The organism is Streptosporangium brasiliense, assembly GCF_030811595.1.
GTDB lineage: Bacteria > Actinomycetota > Actinomycetes > Streptosporangiales > Streptosporangiaceae > Streptosporangium > Streptosporangium brasiliense.
Genome location: NZ_JAUSRB010000002.1, coordinates 4,236,302 through 4,257,172 on the forward strand (window position 1 = coordinate 4,236,302; position 20,871 = coordinate 4,257,172).

Genomic DNA, 20,871 nt, shown 5'->3' on the forward strand with positions numbered 1-20,871 from the left:
GCGATTCCCTCCCTGTCGCCACAGATATTGCGAGAACCCTGTTAAACACTCTTTAAGCGGATCCGTTTAACCGGTCTTTATCCCCGGGGCCGTGGCGGGAGCGGGCGATCTTCCCCCTTCCGATGTGTAATGCTTGGGCAAAGCGGTGCATACGAGGGGTCGGCGATGCCGGAGATCAGACCGCTGCGGCCCGGGGACCCGCCGCAGTTGGGGGACTACACGCTCCAGGGCAGGCTGGGGGAGGGCGGTCAGGGGGTCGTCTACCTCGGGGAGTCCGCCGACGGGGGACGCGCCGCCATCAAGCTGCTGCACGTGCGCTTCACCGGCGAGGCCCACGCGCGCTCCCGCTTCGCGCGCGAGCTCGCCGCGGCCCGGCGGGTGGAGGCGTTCTGCACCGCCCGGGTCCTCGCCGCCGACCTCGACGGCGAGACGCCCTACATCGCGAGCGAGCTGATCGACGGGCCCTCGCTGCGCCAGGTGGTCGAGCGCGACGGACCGCTGAGCGGCGACGCGCTCAGCCGGCTCGCCATCGGCACGGCCACCGCGCTGACCGCGATCCACCACGCCGGGATCGCCCACCGCGATCTGAAACCGGACAACGTGCTGCTGGCCGCGGACGGCCCCCGGGTCGTCGACTTCGGCATCGCGAAGATCATCGACGAGAGCGGGACGATCACCACCCGCGCGGTCGGGACCCCGGCCTACATGGCCCCCGAGCAGATCGCCGAGGAGCGTGTCGGCCTGCCCGCCGACGTGTTCGCCTGGGCCTCGACCATGGTCTTCACCGCCACCGGCAAGGCGCCCTTCGGCGGTGACACGATCGTGGCGACGCTCAACCGCGTCATCAACCACGAAGCCGACCTGAGCGCCCTCCCCGAGGACCTGCGCCCGACCGTCGCCGCCTGCCTGAACAAGGACCAGCGGCTCCGGCCCACCGCCGACGAGGTGCTCAAACGCCTGCTCGGCCATCCGGTGGACGAGGCCCAGGTCTCCGAGGAGGTGCTGGCCGAGGGCGTCCAGGCCGCCACGGTCGACCTGACCCGGGTGGAGCGGCGGACCCCGGCCCGGCGCCGCCGCCGGACCGTCGCCGCCGCCGTGGCCGTGGTCCTCGGCGCGGCGGCCGCCTTCGTGGCCGTCCAGTCCGGCCCCATCTCCGGCTGGGGCGCCGCCGCCTCACCGAGCCCGGCCGCCTCCACCCCGGCCCCGACGGCCTCCACCGGCTCGCCCCTGCTCGACCGGATCAGGGCCGGCGGCGTGCTCAGGGTCGGCTACCGCGACGGCCTCCCCGGCGTCTCGCTGGGCGCGCCGCCCACCGGGTTCGAGATCGACGTGGCCGAATACATCGCCAGGGCCCTGAAGGTGCCCGAGGGCAGGGTCAGGTATGTGCCCGTGGGCTACGCCGCCCGGGAGGCGGCGGTCGAGCGGGGCAAGGTGGACCTCGTGGTCGCCAACCTCTCGATCGACAGCGCCGACCGCGGCCGGGTCGCCTTCGCCGGACCGTACTACCTGGCCCACCGCGACGTGCTCGTCCGGGCGGGCACCAAGATCTCCAAGGTCGAGCACCTGCGCGGCAAGCGGCTCTGCCTGGCCTCCGGCCAGACCACCAGCTCCCTGATCAGGGACAGGGGCGTCAGGTTCGTCGCCGTCCGCGACGCCGACACCTCCAAGTGCGCCACCCGGGTGGCCGACGGCAGTGCCGACGCCCTGCCCGGCGACGACGTGCTGATCGCCGGGTTCGGCGCCCGGCTGCGCGGAGCGGGACTCAAGATCGCCGGGATCCGGCTCACCGCCGAGCGGTACGGCGTGGCGCTGAGAGCCGGCGACCCCGGGGCCTGCCGGGCGATCAACGCGGCGATCGGGTCCATGTACGCCGACGGGACCATGCGGACGCTGCTCGAACGTCACTTCGGCAGGGTCGGCTTCCGCTTCGAGACCGAGCTGCCCGAGCTGGAGACCTGCCGGTAGCGGGGCAGGCCGCCGGGCGGCCCCGCCCGGCGGGACCGCCCCCACCGGTCAGGACGCGGGACAGGTCGTGCCCTTGGCGGGAGTCCTCCCGCCGAGCAGGTAGCCGTCGATGACCTTCTTCACGCACGCGTCGCCCGACAGGTAGGCGCCGTGGCCCTCGCCCTTGTAGGTGACCAGCACGCCGGTCGTGAGCTCCGAGGTCATCTTCGGCGCCCACTCGTACGGCGTGGCGGGGTCGCCCGTGCCGCCGACCACCACGATCGGCGCGGAGCCGGTGGCGTTGACCTTCCTGGCCTCGTCGCTGCCCGGGACCGGCCATGCCCGGCAGATGATCCCCAGCCCCGCGCTGCCGAACAGCGGCGAGATCTTCAACGCCGCGGCCTCCACCTTGACCAGCTCCTCGGAGGTCGGCCGTTCGGCGGTGTCCGCGCAGCTGATGGCCGGGAAACTGCTCATCAGGGTCGAGTAGGACCCGTCGGGCCTGCGGCCGTTGTAGCTGTCGGCCAGCGACAGCAGGAGCCGGCCGTCGCCCTTGAACCCCTGGGCCAGGGCCTGCTCCAGCAGCGGCCAGGTCAGGTTGGAATACAGCGCGGCGGCGACGCCGGTGCTGGCCAGGCCCTGGGTGAGTGAGCGGTTGCCCACCGGCAGCGGCCGGTTGTCCAGCTCGTCCAGGAAGTTATCGACGTTCTTGTTGGCGATGGTCGCGTCGGCGCCGAGCTCGCACTGGCCCCGGTCCTTGACGCAGTCCTTCAGGAAGGACTCGTAGGCCTGCTGGAACCCGGAGGTCTGCACCAGCGTGCGCTGCTTCAGGGTGACGCTGGGGTCGAGCGGGGCGTCCAGCACGAAACGCCCCACGTTCTTGGCGAACTTCGTCGCGTAGACCGCGCCGAGCTGCGTGCCGTACGAGATGCCGAAGTAGTTGAGCTGCCTGTCACCCAGCGCCGCGCGGAGCCGGTCCATGTCCTGGGCGGCGTTCACCGTGCCGACGTAGGGCAGGACCTTGCCGGAGGTCTGCTCACAGGCGGTGGCGAACTCCTTGATGATCTTGTCCATCGCGGCCCGCTCCGCCGGGGTGGTGGCCACGCTGTCCATCGAGGTGAACCGGTCCATCACCTTGCTGTCGCCGCACTTGACGCCGGCGCTGCGCTCCACCCCGCGCGGGTCGAAGCTGACCAGGTCGTAGCGGGTGCGCAGGGTGCTGAAGACCTTGACGGCCTGGGCCAGGGTGTCGACGCCGGACCCGCCGGGACCTCCGAAGTTGAAGACCAGGGAGCCGATCCGCTCGCCGGGGTTGGTGGCCCTGACCCTGATCACGGCCATCTCCAGCGTCTCGCCGTCCGGTCTGGCGTAGTCGAGGGGGACCTTGAGCTTGCCGCACTGCAGGTTGGGGTCGGGTTTGGCCGGAGCCTGCCCGCCGGGGCGCTCGATGTCGGTGCACGGGCCCCAGGCGATCGGGTCCGACGTCCCGGCCGCGTTGTGGGCGGAGGCCGGTGCCTGGGGGGCGCCGGAGGCGCGGTGGCCGTCCGCCGCGGTGCCGCCGCTGCAGGCGGTCAGCGCTGTGGACAGGACCGCCGTCACGGTGGCGGCCGTCAAGACTTTTCGCACGTGGTGCTCCCCTCGGATCGTTCGCCGGGGGAAGCGATTCAACACTAACCGGGCGGGGCCTTCCAAAGAAGGGACCCGCCCGGCAGGGATCACAGCCCCATGGACTGCGTGTCGTTGCTCTCGGCGCCGCCTGCCTCGGTGACGCCGTTCTTGAGGTGGTACTTGGCGATCGCGTCGTTCAGCACCCTGGAGTCGAGCTCGCCCCGCTTGACGAGCTGGGTGAGCACGGCGAGCGTGATCGAGGCCGCGTCCACGTGGAAGTGGCGGCGCAGCGCCGACCGGGTGTCCGACAGGCCGAAGCCGTCGGTGCCGAGCGAGGTCCAGTCACCCGGCACCCACTGGGCGATCTGGTCCTGGACCGCGCGCATGTAGTCGCTGACGCCCACGAACGGCCCCTGGGCCGCCGACAGCGCCTGGGTCACGTACGGCACGCGCTGCTCGGCGTCGGGGTTGAGCATGTTGTGCTCCTCGGCGGCCAGCGCCTCGCGGCGCAGCTCCGCCCAGGAGGTGGCCGACCACACCTCGGCCGCCACGCCCCACTCCTCGGCCAGCATCCGCTGGGCCTCCATGGCCCACGGACCGGCCACGCCCGATACCAGGATGTTGGCCTTCGGGCCCGCGGCGGCCGGCGCCGCGGCGAACCGGTAAAGGCCCTTGAGCAGGCCCTCCACGTCCAGGTCGGCGGGCTCGGCCGGCTGCGGGTAGGGCTCGTTGTAGACGGTCAGGTAGTAGAAGACGTTCTCCGGCTGCTCGCCGTACATCCTCCGCAGGCCGTCCTTGATGATGTGGGCCACCTCGAAGCCCCACGACGGGTCGTAGGAGACCGCCGCCGGGTTCGTCGAGGCGATCAGCGGGGTGTGACCGTCCTCGTGCTGCAGGCCCTCACCGTTCAGGGTGGTGCGGCCGGCGGTGGCGCCGAGCAGGAAGCCCCGGCCCATCTGGTCGGCGAGCTGCCACATCTGGTCGGCGGTGCGCTGCCAGCCGAACATCGAGTAGAAGATGTAGATCGGGATCATGTGCTCGCCGTGCGTGGCGTACGCCGAGCCCACCGCGATCGTCGAGGCCATCGAGCCCGACTCGCTGATGCCCTCGTGCAGGATCTGACCCTCGGTCGACTCCTTGTAGGACAGCAGCAGCTCGCGGTCCACGGCGTCGTAGGTCTGGCCGTGCGGCGAGTAGATCTTGGCGGTCGGGAAGATCGCGTCGAGACCGAAGGTGCGGGCCTCGTCCGGGATGATCGGCACGAACCGGTGGCCGATCTCCTTGTCGCGCATGAGGTCCTTCAGCAGGCGGACGAACGCCATGGTGGTGGCGACGTTCTGCTTGCCGGAGCCCTTCTTGAGCTGCGCGAAGGCGGCGTCGCCGGGGAGCTTGACCGGCTTGGCGCGGACCACGCGCTTGGGCAGGAAGCCGCCCAGGGCCGCGCGGCGCTCCTTCATGTATTCGATCTCGGGGTCGTTCTCGCCCGGGTGGAAGTAGGGCGGCAGGTCGCCCTCGAGCGCGGAGTCGGGGATCGGCAGGTAGAGCCGGTCGCGGAACTCCTTGAGGTCGGCCTTGGACATCTTCTTCATCTGGTGCGTCGCGTTGCGCGCCTCGAAGTCCTTGCCCAGCGTCCAGCCCTTGATGGTCTGGGCGAGGATGACCGTCGGCTGGCCGACGTGCTCGCGGGCCGCCTTGTAGGCCGCGTAGACCTTGCGGTAGTCGTGGCCGCCGCGCGACAGCTTGCGGATGTCCTCGTCCGACAGGTGCTCGACCATCTTGCGCAGACGCGGGTCGCCGCCGAAGAAGTTCTCGCGGATGTATTCGCCGCTCTCGACGGAGTAGGTCTGGAACTGACCGTCGGGGACGGTGTTCATCTTGTTGACCAGCACGCCGTCGACGTCGGCCGCCAGCAGCGGGTCCCAGTCGCGGCCCCAGACGACCTTGATGACGTTCCAGCCGGCGCCCCGGAAGTAGGACTCCAGCTCCTGGATGATCTTGCCGTTGCCGCGCACGGGGCCGTCGAGGCGCTGCAGGTTGCAGTTGATGACGAAGGTGAGGTTGTCGAGCTCCTCGCGGGCGGCCAGGCCGATCGCGCCGAGCGACTCCGGCTCGTCCATCTCGCCGTCGCCGAGGTAACACCAGACGTGGCTGCGGCTGGTGTCCTTGATCTTCCGGTTCAGCAGGTAGCGGTTGAACCGGGCCTGGTAGATCGCGCCGATCGGGCCGAGGCCCATGGAGACCGTGGGGAACTCCCAGAAGTCCGGCATCAGGCGCGGGTGCGGGTAGGAGGGCAGGCCCTTGAAGCCGTGCGACAGCTCCTGCCGGAAGGCGTCGAGCTGGCCCTCGTTGAGGCGGCCCTCCAGGAACGCCCTGGCGTAGATGCCCGGCGCGGCGTGGCCCTGGATGAAGACCTGGTCGCCGGACTCGCCGTGGTCCTTGCCGCGGAAGAAGTGGTTGAAGCCCACCTCGTAGAGTGACGCGGCCGAGGCGTAGGTCGCGATGTGGCCGCCGACGTTGGTGCGGGCGTTGGCCCGGGTCACCATGACGGCCGCGTTCCACCGGATGTAGGCGCGGATCCGGCGCTCGACGTATTCGTCGCCAGGGAACCAGGGCTCTCGCTCCGGGGGGATGGTATTGATGTAGTCGGTGCTGCGCAGGCCGGGGACCCCGACCTGGTGTTCGCGGGCCCGCTCCAACAGGCGAAGCATCAAATAACGGGCCCGAGTGCGACCTTCCGTCTTGATGACGTTGTCGAGCGACTCGAGCCACTCCTGGGTCTCGCTGGGGTCGACATCAGGGAGCTGGCTGGGTAGGCCGTCGCTGATGACCGAGAAACGCTGGCGTCCGGAAGCCACTGGGTCTCGCCTTCCGAGGATGGACTTTTGTCTGGTGTAGGTCGTCTTCCATCCTGGTCTCTTACCCCGGAAAGTGCATCTCTACTGACCGGTAACCAGGAAGTCCCTGCTGGCAGGGGGGTAGATGTGGCCTAGACCACCGATGGTAGGACGAATTGCCACCAAAGGTTACATCCATCTCCCCTTTTTCTGGAGGCCCGGGTCAAGGGCTTCTGGGGGGCTGATCCGCGCGGCTCCGGGAACCCCTGTACGCGGCCGGTCCATGCCCGGTTTCTCGCTGGTTCCGTGCCTGGTTTCTCGCTGGTTCCGTGCCGGTTCCGCGCCTGGTGAAGAGCCTGGTGAAGAAAGGCCGTCGACGCGGGTGGCGGCCGGTCCGCCCGGGTGCGCGGCGCGCTCCGGCGACGGGTGCGGCCCATCCCGCGGCACACGGACCGCGCGTGGTCGTCGTCCCAGCTCAGGATGGATCGTAGGATCGGGTATGTGAGATCTCAGACAATCGAGGTGGTAACGGGTTCCCGCGAGCGGGTGCACGACATCACCTCCGAGTGCGAGAGCTTCGTCCGGTCGTGCGGAGGAGATGGTCTGCTGAACGTCTTCGTGCCGCACGCGACCGCGGGGATCGCGCTGATCGAGCTCGGCTCGGGCAGTGACGACGACCTGATCGCGGCCTTGCAGGACCTGCTTCCGGCCGACGAGAGATGGAGGCATGCGCACGGATCCAGAGGGCATGGACGGTCGCATGTCATGCCGGCTCTCATTCCTCCGTACGCAACCGTCCCGGTCCTGGCCGGGCGGCTCGCGCTGGGCACCTGGCAGTCCATCGCCGTTGTGGATCTCAACATCGACAATCGGGAACGCCAGGTCCGTTTGTCATTTTTGTCGGACTAATTCATACGTAGCCCAGTCGTTGCCGTGGCGACCGTTGACGACTAAGGGTCACAGCGTGTGGACTGTGCCGAAGCACTTTGAGCACCGTGTAATCGCGGGGCCATTCAAGCAGGAGGGACAAACGTGAGCGCGACCGCGGGTCAGGCGCAGGGCGAACGCAGCCTGGCCGAACGACTCGGTCTCAAGCCGGGTCAGGTGGTGCAGGAGATCGGATGGGACGAGGACGCCGATGACGATCTGCGCGACTCCATCGAGGAACTGACCGGCAACGAACTGGTCGATGAGGACTTCGAAGACGTCGTCGACATCGTGCTGCTGTGGTGGCGCGACGGCGACGGTGATCTGTTCGACGCCCTGAGCGGCGTGTTGACCAACCTGAGCGAGGGGGGCCAGATCTGGCTGCTCACCCCCAAGGCGGGGCGGGAGGGGCACGTGGAGCCGAGCGACATCGGGGAAGACTCCACGACGGCGGGTCTGTCGCAGACCAGCAGCATCAGTGCCGCCCCCGACTGGTCGGGGACGAGGCTGGCCACGCCTCGGGCGCGCCGCTGAGGGTCCCGCCCTGCCGTACGGCTCGCGCGAGCCGTACGGCAGGATGATGACGCTTGCCCGTCATCCGATGAAAGGACCTGTGGACATGGCAGTCGAGGTGGGGTCCCCGGCTCCGGACTTCGAGCTGAAGGATCAGCACGGCGCTCCGGTCAAGCTCTCGGACTACCGGGGTAAAAAGGTCGTGCTGATCTTCTATCCCCTCGCGTTCAGCGGCGTCTGTCACGGTGAGCTCTGCGCGATCCGCGACGAGTTCATCGCCACCGCGCCCGAGGACGTCCAGGTGGTGACCGTCTCGGTCGACTCGATGTTCACCCACCGGGCCTGGGCGGACCAGGAGGGCTACACCTTCCCCCTGCTCTCCGACTTCTGGCCGCACGGACAGGTCGCCCAGGCGTACGGTGTGTTCGATGAGGAGAAGGGGCTCGCCACACGGGGCACCTTCATCATCGACGGCGAGGGCGTGGTCCGCTGGAGTGTCGTGAACCCGATCCCGGTGGCACGCGACATCGCCGAGTACCACAAGGTGCTCGCCGAACTTTCCTGAGCGGTGATCCGGCGGACGCTCATGAGGCGTCCGCCGGTCTCGACCTTCCGGAGGCGATCATGCCCTGCTTCTCCTGCGGGGCCAGGCAGACCGATCCGGTCCGTGGCGCCAGCCCGTGGAAGCGCGGGGTGCGCCACGAGACACAGGTGCTCATCTGCCCGGACTGCCAGCGCACGCACGACCTCGACCTCGACACGTGCTCCGGGTGCGGATCCGTGGCGCTCATCTGCCGGCTCGGCGAGGTGGAGTGCCGCTCCTGCGGGGCGGTACGGCTGGCCCGGGCCGGTGAGCAGCTCACCGAGTCCTGCGCGCCCGGCCTGTCGGACGAGGTGGAGGCCGCGCTGAACCGTGTCCTGGGCCGGGTTCATTAATGCTCATAAATCGGCTTTAAGTGCATTTATGAGCTTGGGGAGTGATCTGTCGTTCTTCCCATGCGCTAGGGTCGGGCTCGGCCCCGCCCCTTCGACCTGCTGGATGCGTGCATGAGCTCCTTCGTTGTGGCCCTTGACGTCGGCGGCACCTCGATGAAGGGCGGTCTCGTCACCCGCTCGGGCGAGGTCGTTCTCACCGACCGCCGGGCGACCCCGCGCGACGAAGGACCCGCCGCCGTCGTCGGGACGATCCGGTCCTTCATCGACGACCTCGCCGCCGCGGGCGGCGGCGCCCCGGCGGGGGTCGGCCTGGCCGTGCCGGGCCTCGTCACCGCCGACACGGCGCTCTACTCCGCCAACATCGGCTGGCGCGACGTCCCGGCCGCGGACTTCGTCCCGCTCGACGTGCCCGTCATGCTCGGCCACGACGTGCGCACCGGCGGCCTGGCCGAGAGCGTGCTCGGCGCCGGCCGCGAGGTCTCCGACTTCCTCTTCCTGCCCATCGGGACGGGCATCGCCGGTGCCGTGATCCTCGGCGGCGAGCCGTACGGCGGGACCGCCGGATGGGGCGGTGAGATCGGTCACATCCCGGTCTTCCCCGCCGGGGAGGTGTGCGCCTGCGGCCAGATCGGCTGCCTGGAGACCTACGCCTCGGCCTCCGCGGTGGGCCGCCGCTACTCCGCCCGGGCCGCCTCACCCGCCACGGCCGAACAGGTCGCCGCGCTGACCGTCTCAGGCGACCCGCTGGCCGTGGAGGTGTGGGGGGAGGCGGTCGAGGCCCTGTCCCTCGCCCTGGCCACCTACACGCTGCTGCTGGACCCCTCCGCGATCGTCCTGGGCGGCGGCCTGGCCGAAGCGGGCCCCCTCCTGTCCGACCCGCTGGCCGAGCGCCTCCGCGGCCGCCTGACCTTCCGCGACGCCCCGCCCCTCCGCCCGGCCGCCCTGGGCGTCAACGCGGGCATGCTCGGCGCGGCCCTCCTCGGCTGGCGCGCCGCCGGAATCCCCGACGCCGGCGCCACATGGTCGTTGGATGTGCTGAAATCCCCCCGCGTGGCGTAAGGTGTTATCCCGTCTGTCGGACGGGATCCCCGGGGCGCTTAGCTCAGCGGTAGAGCGCTCGCCTTACAAGCGAGATGTCACTGGTTCGAACCCAGTAGTGCCCACAAAAGAATCCCTGACCTGCATTGACGGGCCAGGGGTTCTGTGTCTTCAGGGATGGCGGCGAGTATTCGCCGCCTGATGAGCACTTGCTTCATCGGTGAGTGCTCCAGGGGTTGAGCCAAGGGCTGTTCCTGGTGAACGTAACCTGTTTCAGGCGACCTTGACGGAGTGCGGACCGACGCTGATCGTCACATCGACGTGCCCGCCTAGCGCGGCCGCATAGGCACGGAGGGTTTCCAGCTCCATGGCGTCGAGATCGCCGTTCTCGATCTGGGAGACCTGTGACTGGGAGATGCCGAGTGCGGCGGCGACATCGGCCTGCGTCTTGCCCAGTGACTTGCGCAGCTCTTTCAAGTGGTAGCCGGCCACGTACGCATCCAGTTCGGCTTCGGCGGCCTGTCGCTCGGGAGTGGCCAACTCGGGATGGAGCCGGTGGGCCTCGGCCTTGACCTCCCGCCAGCGGCGAGCAGGGCTCATCGCCTGTCCTCCTTCGTCTTCTCGTCCTTCTTCTCCGCGTGATACTCCGCGTAGCGAGACTTGGCCAGCGGGATCGCCTCGTCGTACCAGCGCGACCACTTGCCTGCCTTGTCTCCCGCCACGAGGAAGATCGCTTCTCTGTCGGGGTCGAATAGGACGACCTCCCAAGCCATCTTCAGAAGATAACTTTTGTCTCATATTTTGTCTGGAGGATCGACCAGATCAGAGCGTTGGGTGAGGCAAGTGCAACCCGGCGAACAGGGCCGGAGCCGACGAACCGGCCTACATGTATTGGGGCGGCGCCGACGAGCTGTGGGAGGCGGCCAACACGGCGTCACGGATGCTGGACATGATCCGCCGACCTCACCAGCCTACTCCTGGCACAGTTCAAACCCTACGCCGACGTCTCCAGGCGTGGGAGCTGCTGTCCCGCTATCCCATGAGCGCCTGAGTCCGCTGGCAGACAGGTCTTCCCATAGATCTGCTGATCAGTTCTCAAGGGGTTCCGCAGCGGGGAAGCACAGCTTCAGCATCTCTGGAGAGAAGCGGAGGCCGGTGATCCTGCTCGCCAGGGCGAACGACCTCTCGATCGGGGAAGCGGGTCGATGAGGTCGCCGGTCTACTGGCGGAAAAAGGGACCGAACTTGGTGGTCCGTGGTCGGATCATCTGGAAGGGCCGGTCTGGGAACTACGGGTCCGGCTCCGTGATGTTGCAGCTCGGATGACGTACTGGCGTACTCGGGTAGGACGATCGTGTTGCTCACGGTTTTCCGAAGACCAGGCAGCACGATCAGCGGCAGATCGACAGGGCGGTCCGGGCGCAGAAGATCTGTGAACGCGACCATCATGGGCCGGTGGCCGAGATCTATGAGAGGAAGGCGTGATGACTGGCTATCACACCCGCTGGGTGCGCCCTGAGCCTCAGGCCGAGGACCCTGAACGGATCATGATTCGAGAGGCGTTGGCCTTCGGTAAGGCTCTGTATGACCGACGTGATGCGCTTGGGCTGACCGTTGCCGGACTGGCCGAGCGTGCGGGTATGACCGAGGATGAGATCGAATGTATAGAGGAGGGTGGGACCTCGCCGACGATCGCCTTGCTACGGCATCTGGCTGCGGCGCTGAACGCTGACGTTCGCCTTACCTCCGGTCACGATCTGGGCTCGGTACGGTTCGAGCCGCACGCGGCCTGATCAGCAGAGAGACGTCGTTCATGCGACTTCCAGCTCTTGGGGATGGACAGAGACCCCACGGTGCCGGAAAGAAGCCGGTGCGTGGACGGATGCGTCGACGCGGGCTGCCGGGGTGTCGAACGGGGACCAGAACTGGTGAAGCCGCTGTGACTCGGCCCAGGAGGGTAGTCGCAACCATGTGGCTTGCCGGCGGTGCGGTCATGCTGACCCAGGTCTCGATCGGGTTCTCCTTGCCCCAACTTCTCGGAGCCGGTGGCGACTCTCATACCGATCGGGATGACCTGGAGAACCCTCCGGTCCGAACCCGGTCAGGCCGACCTACGCTGCCTGTGAACCCCTGCCCCCGCCGCGAAATCACGGACGGGTTCGCGGGATCGCGGTACATGGCGTTACTGGCCCGCACTCGCCGGAGGAAGCTTGGAACCGGATCGTGCCCTAGCGATCCTCGATCGTTGGCGCCCCGCCTGCACCTTCTCGGCCCGCGGGCGTGGCCGTTCGAGGCTGTGCCGTCCGGGAGTGCTCGGGGCGGCACGCTGCCGCAGGTGTCAGAGGCCGGCCGCTGGCGATCCATTCCGTGATGGAACCGTCGTACACCCGTACCCCGGTGACGCCGGCTGCGCGCAGGGCGAGCCAAACAGCCGGGGCGGAGATTGCCGCGCCGCAGTACGCGATGACCGGTGTGTTGACGTCGATCCCGGCTGCGGCGGCCAGCGACCTGATGCGGGACGGCGGATGGTGCAGCCCCGAGGAGTTGACGAGCATGCGCATCGGCAGTCTCGTCGCGCCCGGGATGAGCTGCGGCTGCTCCGCCCAACTGGAGTCGCGGCGGCAGTCGGCGATGGGCAGGCCGCCCGCCTGGTGCGCGAGCAGGTCGTTCAGACCGGCGATGGCGGAGCCGGTCTGACTCAGGAGCGGCGGGTGAGTCACGCAGAGCCGCCGGGAGGTCGGCCCGGTCTCCACGGGCCCACCTGACCGCAGCCAGGCGGGCCATCCGCCGTCGAGGCGGAACGACCGCTCGAAGCCGTGAGCCCGCATCAGCCATACCAGCCGCGCCGCAGTGAACTGGTGATTGTCGTCGTAGGCCACCAGGGTGGTGTCGGTGCCGACGCCGAGGTCGGCGAGCGCGGCGGCGAGCGTCGCGGGATGGGCGGCCCGGCCCGGTGGCTGCGGGCCGGGCGCCTGGGTGGCGTCGAATCCGAGGTAGACGGCGCCGGGCACGCGCGAGCGGCGATACAGGTTATGCCCGGCCGGACCATCGCCCACGGGCCAGCGCGTGTCGACGATCCGGACCGACGGTGCGCCGATCAACCCGGCCAGCTCATCACACGAGACGAGCAGTTTCTCCACAGTGATTCTCCCCGTTGGCGGTGTTGGCGGCATCCCATGAGCGCCTCCGTGCTCTATCGCATATGACCACAGAGATCGGCCCTGGAGGGTCCCTCGGAGTGTGGATACCGGCTGTCGTGCGGTGAGCGGCACCTTATCGAACTTCTGTTCGCACTGAGCGACAACGACCCCGGACAGGGTCGGACACCGTGATCTCCGGGGACCGTACGCCCGGTCGGGACTGGTCAGGCCCCTGCTCAGCGATGTTCTGACACGCCACGGAAAGTCGCGCTGTACCCATCCTGGCTTGCCGTCGGCTTCGCAGACGCCAACGAACCTGAGGACGCGGCGAACGCGGCGTCACGGATGCTGGACATGTCGCTCGATCTCACCACTCAACGCGCCCGTGTGGTCCTGGCCCGGCTCAAGCACCACGTCGATGTTCTCCAAGTGCGCGAGCCGCTGACTCGCTCCCCCATGAGTGCCTGATCTCCGTGCCTGCCACTGCGGCCGACTGCATGGCTGCAAAACCAGTCACCGGTCACGGACTGCGGCTCCGAGGAATCGTGTGTTCAGTATGTCTTCGGAGAAGGAGAAGCCGGTGATCTTCTTCGCCAGGGTGAAGGACCGTGGAAAGGAGGGCCGTGGAAAGGGGGCACCGACGCCGGGCCCTTCCCAGGACAAGCCGACTTCGCGCATTTTGCTGACCAGGCGGTCTGGATCACTGCCCCAGCGTGTGTCAGGAACCAGCTGGTCGAAGCATGTGACCTGTTCGCCGTCGATCGCGTAGACGAAATAGTCCGTGGCATGGACGTTGCGATGGATCGACACGACCTCGGTCGACCGGGAGAGGCTGCGTAGTAGGAGTCTGTTAAGGCCGATCGATCCGGTCCAGAGCTGGATCAGCACAGTCCAGCCTTTCATCTCCAGCGCGCCCACGTAGCTGGTGCGCATGTTGTCCGAGTCGATGTACTCCATCGTTCGTTCCTGGTGCTTTTCAAAGGTCACCTCTTCGATCCCACTGCTGTCTGCGCCGAGACGCATCAACGCCTCGCGAGGGCTGAAGGATCGGGCGAAGGTGATGCAGGAGACGTGACAGAACGGGCCGTGCTTCGCGAGCCAGCCGAATTCTTCGTGCGTGTCCGCCACTGTCTCTCCCTTGATCAGTTACGTGTGACGATGGCAGCAGTCACCGACAGGGAGGGCATTGCTCGCAGTGTCTCGGAGACATGGGCGTGAGTGACCAACTGAGTGACAACGACCACGGACGGGGTCGGGCACCGGTGGATGACCAAGGACTGTAATCGCAGGTCAGGGCAAGTATCTGCCCAGGTCGAGACCCCGTCCGATCGCATCGCCACCCTGGGGCATCCGACCACGTGGGTGACTCTGGCAAGGTTCTCCCGCTGGTCCCCTTGTGATCCATGCCTCAAGATCTCCACGCCAGGGAGAGAGGGGCTTTTGTGACGCTGGCAATACGCTGAGTTGCCAAAGCTCCTCTTGGATCAACATAAGAAATTTATTATGATGGAGTGAACTGGCAGATAATGATCGTTCCAGAGGTCCGTGACTGGCTTCACGAGTTACGGAAGGTGGATCGGCAGACACTCTTGTTGATCGCTGCGGCCTTGGACCGGGTCGCCGAGGAAGGGCCCGGTCTGGGGCGGCCCTTGGTGGACACGCTTCAAGGGTCGACCATCCGTAACCTCAAGGAGCTGAGACCTGGATCCAGCGGGCGGAGCGAGGTGCGGCTGCTCTTTGTTTTCGACCCTTGGCGTCAAGCCGTGTTCCTGGTCGCCGGAGACAAGTCCGGCGACTGGAGCGGTTGGTATGACGTGGCGATCAAAGCGGCAGAGGTGCGTTTTGCCCGATATATCGAGGAGAGGGAGCAATGAGCGATCAGGCGGTGACATGGGAGGAACTGCGTGCTGAGCTTGTCCAGCCCAGCGATGAGCCGGAGATTGCCCAACTCCGTGATGGGCTCGTAGCCCGCCAGCGCGCCTACCAGCTCGCTGAAGCCAGACGCAAGCTCGGCCTGCGGCAGGAGGATGTCGCTCAGGCGATGGGCGTGTCACAGGCCCGCATCTCACAGATAGAGAGTGGAGTGATCAGCGAAGTGGCCACCTTGGCCGCTTATGTAACGGCGCTCGGAGGTCAGCTCAAGATCGTGGCTGACTTCGGCGACTCGGCCATGGTGCTTGACATGCCTCGCGGTCGCCGTACTGGGTGATCGTATCCATGATGGATGCCGTGGTTTCCGTGTTCTTCTCTCCTTTTAGGCGTTTGCGCTGCTGCTGCGCCGTTTGGCCGCGTGTCGTACTCGAGTGACCAATCGGGTGACAACGATGCCGGACAACGGTGGACCGTACGCCTAGGCCAGCGCCGATGTCCGCTTTGGCCGCGCCCCTGCTCGGACGGCCTTGCAGGCGAGATGTCACTGGTTCGAACCCAGTAGTGCCCACCCAGGTCAGGCCCGTCTGCGGGTTCTGCGTGAAGATGCCCGCCTCCCGATCGGGAGCGTTTCGGGAGTGTTGCCGTCAGCTTCAAGCGGGTTGACCGAGGTGGCCGGACTGCTGGTGAGAAAGGGGCCGGACTCGGCGGTCCATGGGCGGAACACCTGGAAGGGCCGATCCGGGAACCACGGGTCCGAGTCCGTGATGTCGCGGCTCGGCTGACGTGTCGGTGCGCTCCGGACAGGGCAATCGTGTCGCTCATGGTTCTCCGCAAGGCCAAGCAGCACGATCAGCGGCGGATCGACAGGGCGGTCCGGGGGCAGGAAATCTGTGAACGTGACCATCGGGGCCGGCGGTCGCATCCGGCGGGACGGCCTTCGTGTTGTCTTACTCGCGGACGATCGACCACGCTCCGTCGGCCATGGATAGGATTCGCGTGGATCATGAGGTGTTCTGATCGACTCTGGTTGGAGTTGCTGTGACTTTGAAGGAGCGGTCCCCGAGGAGTTCGATCGGCGCACCGGGTCTTCCTCTGATCGGCTCGTTGGCGGTCATCGGTCTCCTGCTCCTGTACGCGGTGAGCTTTCCCGGTGTCGCCCCTCTCTGGTCCCTGCCCGCCCTCCTGGCGTTCTCCGTGCTCGGAGCGGTCTGGCTCGTCCGCCTCGCCGCAGCGCTCTTCGACCCAGTGGGACGGCCGGGCGTCAAGCGGGACCTGCTGCGCTGGGCGGCACCGCCGCTCATCGGCGTCCTGGTGTTCACGCTGCCTGCCGTGGGAGAGCTGAGGAAGTCCAGGTTCGCCCTGTCGGCGGAGAGCTTCGAGAAGGTCGCGCGGTCGGCGGTGGCGGGGAGTCCCGACTGGAAGATGGGCCGTGGAACGCTGGGGTCGTTCGACGTCTCCTGGGCTGCGCGGCATGAGGGCACGGTGCGCTTCGCGCTGTCCGACGGGGGAGACGGCAGCCATCAGCACGGCGTCATATGGAGCCCGCACGGTGAACCACCGCTGCCGGAAGAGGAGAAGTACGGACCTGACGTCGAGCACTACTACGGCCCCTGGTACCTGTGGAGCGAGAACTTCTGAATCCGTGGGTGACCGGCTGGGTTACGACGACCATGGACGGGGCCGGACTCGGCGGTCCGTGGCCGGAGCGCCTGGGAGGGCCGATCCGGGAACCACGGGTCCGACTCCGTGACGGCGCGGCCCGGCCGGCGTGTCGGTCCTGCTGGACATCGCAGGACCCGAGCGCCTCGCATCGTCCGCGGACCGGCTGCACGCTGTCATCGACATCATGGCGGCCCTGCTGCTGGTGGCCGGCTTCCGCTCCGACCTCCTCGCCTCATGACCCCTCGCTGAGCCTCATGACCCCTCGCTGATCTGTCGGCCCTCGCCCGTAGCCTCATCTCGTGTCCGCCGCACCTGTCCCGCCTCGCTCTCCCCTGGTGGTGTACGGCTCCCGCGCAGCATGGCTGAGAGCCTGGCGCCGTGGCGAAGCCCGGTGGCTCGCCCTGATCTACTGGGACGAGGCTGACGGCTACCGGCGCCACGTCGCCGAGCGGTGGGTCGCCGCGGACGACATCACCAAGATCGACGGCGAGGACTACAGCCACATCCCGGTCCTGCACACCCCCGTCAGCGACTGACCCCTCATGCTCGGGCGGCCGGGGAGCCGGCGGACCGCCCCATGGGGCTCTGCCACCGTCACTTGACCGTGTGACCGGTCTGGTGAGGCGCTCGCCAGGGACGGCGTGGTGAGACCCTCGCCAGGGACACGGTCTAATCCTCGATGGTGATCCCCATCGCGCCCGCCAGGGCGTAGACCAGCCCTTGCGCGTCCCGGCTCTTGACGATCGAGCCTCTGAGGCCGGCTACGCCGCCGATCCCCAGCAACACGCAGTCGGCGAAGCGTGTGCCGTCCATCTGCGCGTTGGAGAACTGGGCCCCCGTCAGGTCGCAGCGCTCGAACCTGACTCCCCGCAGGTCGGCGTTCTGGAAGTTGGCCTCCAGCATGGTGCAGTCGCGGAAGACGGTGTTCTTGAAGGTCGAGAACCTGAAACCCGCCAGATCGGCGCGGCAGGTGTCGAACACCACGTCTCGGAACGCGCACTCCGACCAGGCCATGCCGGTCAACCGGCTCCCGGACGCCCGAGCGCGGTGCATCGCCGATGTCGTGGCTCTCATGTTCGACAGATCACAGTGCTCCAGCTCCACGTCGGTGAACCCCGCCTGGCGCATCCGCGTGCCGGAGAACCTCGTGTCGACGAAGCGGCAGCCCTCGAAGTCGGCCGCGTCCACATGCCGAGGGGACAGCTCGACGCCCTTGAACTCCATCGACCGATAGGCGGCGTCGTCCTCGATGCCGTGCTCCGGGAGCCGCGCGACGGTGAGCGAGGCGGGCAGCTTGGGCGCGGCCGGCTCTTTCAGCCGTTCCGGCCGGCGCTGAGGGGGACGGGAAGACATGAGGCGGAGCTTAGTCCCGGCGGCCGGGCGGCGCGTCGGATCACGTCGCGTACGGGCGGGCCGCTCCGGCCTCGACGGGGACTCCGACGCGCTGCCGCGCGAAACAGGCCGGGGGCCTCATCTCCCGATGAGACATCCGGGCCGTGCCGCCGGTGAAGCGCTCGCTCCGTGTCGCGGGAGGTCGCGCGCTGCGGGAGGTCACGCTACGGAAGGTCGCGCGCTACGGGAGGGCCGCAACGACTCACGCTATCTATGCAAGAACACAAGTTGCGGCAGCACTTGTACAGCAAGATTACGAAACTATTTCGCAGGAGGCTTGTGGAGTGGGGCGCGGGGGACCTAATGTCACCTCACCCTCATGGCGTCCGCTCGGCCCCGAGCGTCTTCAGGTGTTCACCCCCCCCCGAGAGAAACGAGCATTCGATGTCACGGAGCAGCGCAGGAGCTGTGGCGAGGTGGTCCGGCAGGCTGTCGTGGAGGGCCGCGGTCGCGGTCGCGGCGGTGACCGCCACCTTGGGTCTCGGCGTCGTGTCCGGCGGCACGGCCCTTGCCGGCACAGGCGCGACCGGTGCTTCGACCCCTGCCGGCACCGGCGCGACCGGCACTTCGACCCCCGTCGTGACACGCGCCGGCCTCGATCCGTCGCTCGTCGCGGGCCGGGGCGCCGACGTCGACTTCGCCGAGCAGGAGGCGGAGAACGCCGCGACGGACGGCACGGTCATCGGGCCGGACCGCTCCGCGTACACGCTGCCGGCGGAGGCCTCCGGCCGTAAGGCGGTCAAGCTGACGCCGGGACAGTACGTCGAGTTCACCCTGCCGAGCGCGGCCAACGCGATCACCGTGCGCTACAGCATCCCGGACGCGCCCAACGGCGGCGGCATCACCGCGCCACTCGCTGTCACGGTGAACGGCGGGGGCAAGAGGACCATGACCCTCACGTCGCAGTACGCGTGGCTGTACAACCAGTATCCGTTCTCGAACGACCCGGACGCCGGGCTGCTGCACCCGGACTGGTGGATCACCGAGTGCGCCTGTGTGCCCGCCGCCACGACACCGCCTCCGGTGATCACGACGCCGTTCCGCCCGAGCCACTTCTACGACGAGCAGCGACTGCTGCTCGGCCGGACCCACCGCGCGGGTGACAAGGTGCGGCTCACGGTCCCCACCGGGAGCAACGCCGCGTGGACGGTCATCGACCTGCTCGACTCGCAGCTCGTCGGCCGGCCGCACGTCAACCTCGTCGCGGCGAACGTGCTGGCGTTCGGCGCCGACCCGTCCGGCAGGCGCGACTCCGCCGCCGCGTTCGACAGGGCGATCGCCTTCGCGCAGCGCAAGCACCTCAAGGTCCACCTCCCGCCGGGCACCTACCAGGTGAACCGCCACATCATCGTCGACAACGTGACGATCGAGGGCGCCGGCAGCTGGTACACGATCATCAAGGGCCGCGAGGTCACCCTCGACACACCGGCCCCCGACGGCTCGGTGCACACCGGTGTCGGCTTCTACGGCAAGGAGGCGAAGGACGGCGGCAGCCACAACGTCCACCTGTCCGGCTTCGCGATCGAGGGCGACGTCCGCGAGCGCGTCGACACCGACCAGGTGAACGGGATCGGCGGGGCGATGAGCGACTCGACCATCGACGGCCTCCACATCCGCCACACCAAGGTGGGCATGTGGTTCGACGGACCGATGACCGGTCTGCGGATCACGGACAGCGTCATCGTCGACCAGATCGCCGACGCGCTCAACTTCCACACCGGAGTCACCGACTCGGTCGTGTCGAACAACTTCGTCCGCAACACAGGTGACGACGGCCTCGCCATGTGGTCCGAGAAGACCGCGAACGCCGGCAACACCTTCGACCACAACACCGTGCAGACGCCGGTTCTCGCGAACGGCATCGCCGTCTACGGCGGCACGGACAACACCGTCTCGAACAACCTCGTCGCCGACCCGGTCCGTGAGGGCAGCGCCATCCACGTCGGGTCCCGCTTCGGCGCCGAGCCGTTCACCGGGAAGCTGCGGATCACCGGCAACACCACGGTCCGTGCCGGCACCTACGAGCTGAACTGGAAGATCGGCCTGGGATCCATCTGGTTCTACGCGCTGGACAAGAACATCGACGCGGACATCCAGGTGACCGGGGACCACTACCTCGACAGCACCTACAACGCGATCATGATGGTCAGCGAGTGGTCGGTGAAGGACCTGTACTCGATCCCGAACGTCCGCTTCAAGGACATCAGGGTCGACGGCACGGGGACCTCGGTGGTCAGCGCTCGCGTGAAGGGAGCGGCGTCCTTCGAGAACGTGGACGCCCGCAACGTCGGCGCGGTCGGCGTCAACAACTGCGGATCGTTCAACTTCCCGCCCACCGGTTCGGAGTTCTCGCTGACGGACCTGGGCGGCAACGACGGGGGCGGCACCACCGGTCCCTGGCTCGCCCCGTGGGAGCTGCCGAACACCATCACCTGCGACGACCGTCCGCCGGTCGTCGCGCCGCCGGCGCCGTCCCCGTGGTGACGCGCGGAAAGTGTCGGAGTGCTCTGGTACATGTTGGGCCATGGGCGTGCGAGTCGATGAGTTCCTGGAGATGCTGGACAGGCTGCCTGAGGTCACGCGGAGCGATGGCGGTAACTGGGTCTCGCTGAAGGTGCGGGGCAAGGGGTTCGGCTACCTGTGGGAGGAGACCGAGACCGTCGGGCTCAAGGCGACGATCGAGGAGCAGCTCGCGCTGGTGGCCGAGCGGCCGGAGGTGTTCGAGGTCCAGTTCACCATGGGCCGGTTCGGCTGGGTCGTGGTCCACCTCGCGAAGATCGACGCGGAGGAGCTGTTCGAGCTGGTCACCGAGGCGTGGTGTCTGACCGCCCCCAAGCAGATGGTCGCCGCCCACGAGGCCGCGCGATAGCCGTACGGCTGTCGCCGGGGGTGTGCGGCGGCCGTCCCCACCGCGGGCGGAGACCCTACCTCACCTCACTCGGGACCGACGGGCTGGAGGTCAGCGCCGGGGCGCCGCCCGGCGGCTCCTGGTGAGGCCGTGCGGTG

General features: G+C 68.0%; 21 protein-coding genes and 1 tRNA gene. 15 read left to right on the forward strand and 7 right to left on the reverse strand.

The window, feature by feature from the left end; genetic code table 11:
* The first annotated feature begins 165 nt into the window (after positions 1-165).
* Positions 166-1,965, forward strand: a complete 1,800-nt coding sequence (locus J2S55_RS28135; RefSeq protein ID WP_306867005.1) for a bifunctional serine/threonine-protein kinase/glutamate ABC transporter substrate-binding protein — start codon at positions 166-168, stop codon at positions 1,963-1,965.
* 48 nt (positions 1,966-2,013) lie between these two features.
* Here J2S55_RS28135 and J2S55_RS28140 read toward each other — a convergent pair whose 3' ends face one another.
* Positions 2,014-3,570: an alpha/beta hydrolase gene (locus J2S55_RS28140; protein WP_306867007.1), complete on the reverse strand. Its 1,557-nt coding sequence runs from the start codon at positions 3,568-3,570 to the stop codon at positions 2,014-2,016.
* Positions 3,571-3,659: 89 nt separating this feature from the next.
* On the reverse strand, positions 3,660-6,407 hold the full coding sequence (gene aceE, locus J2S55_RS28145) for a pyruvate dehydrogenase (acetyl-transferring), homodimeric type (RefSeq protein ID WP_370879706.1): 2,748 nt from the start codon (positions 6,405-6,407) through the stop codon (positions 3,660-3,662).
* 480 nt (positions 6,408-6,887) lie between these two features.
* Between aceE and J2S55_RS28150 the strand changes: the two genes are divergently transcribed.
* From J2S55_RS28150 to J2S55_RS28175, 6 genes are all read left to right on the forward strand, one after another.
* Complete coding sequence (locus J2S55_RS28150; protein ID WP_306867009.1) at positions 6,888-7,295, forward strand: secondary thiamine-phosphate synthase enzyme YjbQ; 408 nt, start codon at positions 6,888-6,890, stop codon at positions 7,293-7,295.
* A gap of 123 nt (positions 7,296-7,418) precedes the next feature.
* Entirely contained in the window at positions 7,419-7,847 is a 429-nt protein-coding gene (locus J2S55_RS28155) for a DUF3052 domain-containing protein (protein ID WP_306867013.1), read from the forward strand.
* An 85-nt stretch (positions 7,848-7,932) separates the two neighbouring features.
* Entirely contained in the window at positions 7,933-8,391 is a 459-nt protein-coding gene (locus J2S55_RS28160) for a peroxiredoxin (protein ID WP_306867016.1), read from the forward strand.
* A 59-nt stretch (positions 8,392-8,450) separates the two neighbouring features.
* Positions 8,451-8,762 carry a hypothetical protein gene (locus J2S55_RS28165; RefSeq protein ID WP_306867019.1) on the forward strand — a complete coding sequence of 104 codons (312 nt, stop codon included), beginning with the start codon at positions 8,451-8,453 and terminating at the stop codon, positions 8,760-8,762.
* 111 nt (positions 8,763-8,873) lie between these two features.
* Positions 8,874-9,821, forward strand: coding sequence for an ROK family protein (locus J2S55_RS28170; protein ID WP_306867022.1), 948 nt, complete (start codon positions 8,874-8,876; stop codon positions 9,819-9,821).
* A gap of 32 nt (positions 9,822-9,853) precedes the next feature.
* A tRNA-Val gene (locus J2S55_RS28175) sits at positions 9,854-9,925 on the forward strand.
* 148 nt (positions 9,926-10,073) lie between these two features.
* On the opposite strand, the gene J2S55_RS28180 is transcribed toward J2S55_RS28175, so the two are convergent.
* Together J2S55_RS28180 and J2S55_RS28185 are read right to left on the reverse strand one after the other, a co-directional pair.
* Positions 10,074-10,400, reverse strand: coding sequence for a helix-turn-helix domain-containing protein (locus tag J2S55_RS28180; protein ID WP_306867025.1), 327 nt, complete (start codon positions 10,398-10,400; stop codon positions 10,074-10,076).
* Positions 10,397-10,573 (reverse strand): type II toxin-antitoxin system RelE/ParE family toxin, encoded by a 177-nt coding sequence (locus J2S55_RS28185; RefSeq protein WP_306867028.1) that lies wholly within the window; start codon positions 10,571-10,573, stop codon positions 10,397-10,399. The genes J2S55_RS28180 and J2S55_RS28185 overlap by 4 nt, the downstream gene beginning before the upstream one ends.
* A 710-nt stretch (positions 10,574-11,283) precedes the next feature.
* On the opposite strand from J2S55_RS28185, the gene J2S55_RS28195 reads away from it, so the two are divergent.
* Entirely contained in the window at positions 11,284-11,592 is a 309-nt protein-coding gene (locus J2S55_RS28195; protein WP_306867031.1) for a helix-turn-helix domain-containing protein, read from the forward strand.
* A 435-nt stretch (positions 11,593-12,027) separates the two neighbouring features.
* Here the strand turns inward: J2S55_RS28195 and J2S55_RS28200 are convergent, their stop codons facing one another.
* Both J2S55_RS28200 and J2S55_RS28205 read right to left on the reverse strand, forming a co-directional pair.
* Positions 12,028-12,939 (reverse strand): sulfurtransferase, encoded by a 912-nt coding sequence (locus J2S55_RS28200; protein WP_306867033.1) that lies wholly within the window; start codon positions 12,937-12,939, stop codon positions 12,028-12,030.
* Positions 12,940-13,452: 513 nt separating this feature from the next.
* On the reverse strand, positions 13,453-14,067 hold the full coding sequence (locus J2S55_RS28205) for a DUF6461 domain-containing protein (RefSeq protein WP_306867035.1): 615 nt from the start codon (positions 14,065-14,067) through the stop codon (positions 13,453-13,455).
* Positions 14,068-14,450: 383 nt separating this feature from the next.
* Here J2S55_RS28205 and J2S55_RS28210 point away from each other — a divergent pair, with 383 nt between their 5' ends.
* From J2S55_RS28210 to J2S55_RS28230, 5 genes are all read left to right on the forward strand, one after another.
* Positions 14,451-14,813, forward strand: a complete 363-nt coding sequence (locus J2S55_RS28210) for a type II toxin-antitoxin system RelE/ParE family toxin (protein ID WP_306867038.1) — start codon at positions 14,451-14,453, stop codon at positions 14,811-14,813.
* Positions 14,810-15,148, forward strand: coding sequence for a helix-turn-helix domain-containing protein (locus tag J2S55_RS28215; protein WP_306867041.1), 339 nt, complete (start codon positions 14,810-14,812; stop codon positions 15,146-15,148). The genes J2S55_RS28210 and J2S55_RS28215 overlap by 4 nt, the downstream gene beginning before the upstream one ends.
* 767 nt (positions 15,149-15,915) lie before the next feature.
* Entirely contained in the window at positions 15,916-16,449 is a 534-nt protein-coding gene (locus J2S55_RS28220; RefSeq protein WP_306867043.1) for a hypothetical protein, read from the forward strand.
* A 130-nt stretch (positions 16,450-16,579) separates the two neighbouring features.
* Positions 16,580-16,711 carry a hypothetical protein gene (locus J2S55_RS28225; protein WP_306867046.1) on the forward strand — a complete coding sequence of 44 codons (132 nt, stop codon included), beginning with the start codon at positions 16,580-16,582 and terminating at the stop codon, positions 16,709-16,711.
* 61 nt (positions 16,712-16,772) lie between these two features.
* A complete protein-coding gene (locus J2S55_RS28230; RefSeq protein ID WP_306867048.1) occupies positions 16,773-17,009 on the forward strand; it encodes a hypothetical protein in 237 nt (78 codons plus the stop codon).
* Between the two features lie 133 nt (positions 17,010-17,142).
* Here the strand turns inward: J2S55_RS28230 and J2S55_RS28235 are convergent, their stop codons facing one another.
* Positions 17,143-17,826: a pentapeptide repeat-containing protein gene (locus J2S55_RS28235; RefSeq protein WP_306867051.1), complete on the reverse strand. Its 684-nt coding sequence runs from the start codon at positions 17,824-17,826 to the stop codon at positions 17,143-17,145.
* A 447-nt stretch (positions 17,827-18,273) separates the two neighbouring features.
* Between J2S55_RS28235 and J2S55_RS28240 the strand changes: the two genes are divergently transcribed.
* Positions 18,274-20,349, forward strand: coding sequence for a glycosyl hydrolase family 28-related protein (locus tag J2S55_RS28240; protein WP_306867054.1), 2,076 nt, complete (start codon positions 18,274-18,276; stop codon positions 20,347-20,349).
* Positions 20,350-20,389: 40 nt separating this feature from the next.
* Positions 20,390-20,734, forward strand: coding sequence for an MmcQ/YjbR family DNA-binding protein (locus J2S55_RS28245; protein WP_306867057.1), 345 nt, complete (start codon positions 20,390-20,392; stop codon positions 20,732-20,734).
* Positions 20,735-20,871 lie beyond the last annotated feature (137 nt).